Source organism: Mycobacterium sp. UM_Kg1 (assembly GCF_000972925.1).
Classification (GTDB): domain Bacteria; phylum Actinomycetota; class Actinomycetes; order Mycobacteriales; family Mycobacteriaceae; genus Mycobacterium; species Mycobacterium hiberniae.
In genome coordinates this window covers 1-3534 of sequence record NZ_JRMK01000247.1, presented here as the reverse complement: position 1 = coordinate 3534, position 3534 = coordinate 1, and the positions used below count along the sequence as shown (strand labels likewise).

The 3534-nt window shown below is 67.1% G+C and carries 5 protein-coding genes; 2 read left to right on the top strand and 3 right to left on the bottom strand.

Annotated features, from left to right (window positions below; genetic code table 11):
* Positions 1-19: 19 nt before the first annotated feature.
* Positions 20-265, bottom strand: a complete 246-nt coding sequence (locus LI92_RS20515; RefSeq protein ID WP_046322157.1) for a hypothetical protein — start codon at positions 263-265, stop codon at positions 20-22.
* Positions 266-345: 80 nt separating this feature from the next.
* Here LI92_RS20515 and LI92_RS20510 point away from each other — a divergent pair, with 80 nt between their 5' ends.
* Positions 346-1068: a pirin family protein gene (locus LI92_RS20510; RefSeq protein WP_046322155.1), complete on the top strand. Its 723-nt coding sequence runs from the start codon at positions 346-348 to the stop codon at positions 1066-1068.
* A 13-nt stretch (positions 1069-1081) separates the two neighbouring features.
* On the opposite strand, the gene LI92_RS20505 is transcribed toward LI92_RS20510, so the two are convergent.
* Positions 1082-1765 carry an Rv1363c family protein gene (locus LI92_RS20505; RefSeq protein ID WP_502691486.1) on the bottom strand — a complete coding sequence of 228 codons (684 nt, stop codon included), beginning with the start codon at positions 1763-1765 and terminating at the stop codon, positions 1082-1084.
* Positions 1766-1848: 83 nt separating this feature from the next.
* Positions 1849-2394, bottom strand: coding sequence for a hypothetical protein (locus tag LI92_RS20500; RefSeq protein WP_052740883.1), 546 nt, complete (start codon positions 2392-2394; stop codon positions 1849-1851).
* Between the two features lie 424 nt (positions 2395-2818).
* Here LI92_RS20500 and LI92_RS20495 point away from each other — a divergent pair.
* Positions 2819-3534, top strand: a 716-nt coding sequence (locus LI92_RS20495; RefSeq protein ID WP_046322153.1) for an MlaE family ABC transporter permease, incomplete at its 3' end; no start/stop codon positions are given.

Genomic DNA, 3534 nt, shown 5'->3' with positions numbered 1-3534 from the left:
GGGGACACTCGGTGAATCATCAATTTCCTTGAACCGCCTTGTCGCCGAGGCCCGCGAGGACCGCGGCGATGTTGTAGTTCGTGGTCCGCAGGCCTCCGCCGTCGGGGAAGCGCGGGTAGTCACTGTGCCCGTGAGCCTCTTGCAGGGTGATAGTGCCACCGTGACCATCGCTCACCGTGGCGGCACCGGTGGCCAGTCGGGTGAATTCAGGGTTGGTGGCCGCGGAGCCACCGGCGGCAGCACCGGCGCCGGTGTCGACCGACATCGCCTCCCACCTCCGTATCACCTCGGCGGTTGCAGTGAGACTACCGGCACCGACCGCGTTGCGCGCTAGCCTTGGCAGTCATGACCGGCCTGCTCGATGTGCGACGGACAGACGACCGTGCGGCCACCCGCGCGCCGTGGCTGACCTCGCGGCATTCGTTTTCGTTCAACGACTACTACGACCCGGACAACACCCATCACGGGTTGCTGCTGGTCAACAACGATGACCTCGTCGCGCCGTCCGCCGGGTTCGACACCCACCCACACCGAGACGCCGAGATCGTCACCTGGGTGCTGTCCGGGGCATTGAGCCATCGCGATTCGATCGGGAACGCCGGCGTCATCCATCCGGGCCTGGCGCAGCGCATGTCGGCGGGCACCGGAATTCTGCATTCGGAGCGCAACGAATCCGGCTCCGAGCCGGTGCATTTCGTCCAGATGTGGGTCATGCCGGACGCGCCGGGACGCGAACCGGCCTACCAGCAGCGCGAGATCGGCGACGCGCTGGCGGGCGGGCGCCTGGTGACGGTCGCCTCAGGCCGCGATCCGGACGCCATGATCGGCGTGGGCAACGCCGACGCCACGTTTTACGCTGCTCGCCTGCGTCCCGGGGACCGCATCGAGGTACCCGATGCGCCGTACGCGCATCTGTTCGTCGCGCTGGGCCGGGCCGAACTCGAGGGTGCCGGAGTTCTGGGGGCCGGTGACGCGGTCCGTTTCAGCGGCGGCGGAGGTCAGCGCCTGTCCGCGATCACGGCGGCCGAAGTGCTTATCTGGGCGATGGCAGCCCGCCTGGGCGGCTGACCCGGCGCGCACCTCAGGGCATGTCCACCTTGGCGGCCAGCCAGCGCCCGTTCACCTTTTCCATCGTGATCACGATGCGACTGCGGTCGATCTGCACCTGTGGGCTGGCTTTGTTGCTCACCGCCTGATCGACGAACAGCAGCACCTCGACCTTGTTCTTGGTGGCGGATTTGACCGCGGATTCGATGACGATGCCGTGCGCCGTCGCCTTGTTGTCGATCAGCAGTTGACGAAGCTGCTCACTGGATGTGGTGTAGAGATCCTTGAACTCGCCGGTGGCGCCGTCGAGGATCTCGGCGAAGTTCTTGTCGATCGCCGTGGGGTCCACACTGGTGAGCGCCAGGGTGTACTTCTCGGCTGTCTCCAGTGCCTGCGCGGCGGCCACGTTGCGCTGGTGGTGGGCGTACAGCAGCCAGCCCTCGTAGGCCGCCCCGATCACGCCCAGCGCCAGCACCGCCACCGCGATCCATCGCCGCTGCAGAACGCCGGCCTTGGACCGCTCCGGCTCTGCGGCGGCCTGGTCATCGGCGGCGCCGGCGTCCTCTGCGTCATCGGACGGCGGCGTCGATGCCTCACTGTCAGCGGACTCGCCGTCGGCAGATTCGGCGTCCGCAGGAGTGTCGTCGGTCTCGGCTTCGGCGGTCTCGTCCACCGGTTCGACGGCGTCGGCTTCCTGCTGGTCCTCACGGTCCGGCACCTGCACTACCTCTCGTCGTCCGCAGCGCGGGGCCGTTCGGCCCGCAACGCTCCCCGAACCTACCAACCCGCCTCGGCGGGCACTTAGATGCAGGCCCCGGAACTCCGCAGGGCGTCACCCCACCCGAACGCAGAATCGATGTGCGGCCGGGTGAAGCCCGCCGGCTGCTTCTTACGGATGCTGTCGGCGATCCGCGACAGCTGGAACAGGACACCGGTCATCTGTTCTCCGCCGTAGATCGGCGAGTACGCGCCATAGTTGTCCGGGGTGTTGCGGATGGTCAGTGGCTGCACCCGCGGCCCGAGAAACCCGGTCGAGCGGTCGAGGTTGGCCACCACCGCATCCGCCTGCGACTGCACCTGCGCGTAGGTGTCGCGGTCGTCGGCAAGGTTGCGATTGAACGCGGTGACCTGCCCCATCAGCGGGTCGAACTGCGCGTTGAACCATTGGCACGAGTCCGACATGCCACTGATCATCTCGGGCGTCACCTGGTAGGTGAAGGTGGTGTAGGGCCAGATGTCCATGCGCGGCGACCAGTCGCTGGGCGCGGGCGTGAACTCCGGCAGCGCCGGTGCGGCGTCCGGTTCGGCGGCCGCAGAGCCCGGTGTCAACACGGCGGCCGCTGCCATCACGCCCGCGACAGCGGACGCGATCTGAGTCCAGCCTCCCCGTATCGGCACTGTCCCGACTCCCTTCCACTGGTTGCGCACGTCCCGGAGAGTATCGCCGTCGAACCCCTTGTGGGGGCGCGAATACCGCGAAACTGAGGGCTACCGGCCAGTAACCCATCCATAACCGATGTCATGTTGCCCGAAGCACCCTTGCCAGGGCATTGTGTCCGACATCATGTCCGGATGAAAGGACTCGGCGGACACCCACGTGCTCTACCCCGACCGTCACGATGCGTATCCTTTCTGCCAACCCACCAGTTGGTCCGAGACGCACAGAACCGAACAGCGGAGTAAGAACCCTGACTATGGTGCCCGCCATGGATCATCAGCCACGGCCCCGACCGGCTACCCACGGTGATCTCCCGACCCCGAACGGTGATCGATGACTCCCCCGGACAACCGTGACCTCACCGAGGCGCCCCCGCTTGACGGGGTGGCCGCCATTCAGGACTGGACCACCGGCTACGTCAACCGCCACCCGCTGGCATCCCTGACCACCGTCGGCGAGCAGTGCGTGCTGGCCGTGCGCACCGTGCAGTACTTCTTCTCCGACCTGTTCGGCGGCCGATTCCAATGGGGTGAGTTCGTCCGGCAGAGCGCGTTCATGGCCAACACCGCGGTGCTGCCCACGATTCTGGTGGCGCTGCCGATCGGCGTCACACTCTCGGTTCAGTTCGCGCTGCTGGCCAACCAGGTCGGCGCGACGTCGCTTGCGGGCGCAGCCGCCGGGCTGGCCGTCATCCGGCAGGCCGCCTCGTTGGTGGCAGCCATGCTGATGGCCGCCGCGGTGGGATCGGCCATCACCGCCGACCTGGGCTCGCGCACCATGCGCGAGGAGACCGACGCCATGGAGGTGATGGGCGTCTCGGTGATCCGCCGACTGGTGGTCCCCCGGTTCGCCGCGGCCATCATGATCGGCGTCGCGCTGACCGGAATCACCTGCTTCGTGGGCTTCTTGGCCAGCTACCTGTTCAACGTGTATTTCCAAAAGGGCGCGCCCGGCAGCTTCGTGGCCACCTTCTCCTCGTTCGCCACCACCGGCGATATGATCGTCGCGCTGATCAAAGCCGTGATCTACGGCGCGATCGTGGCGGTGGT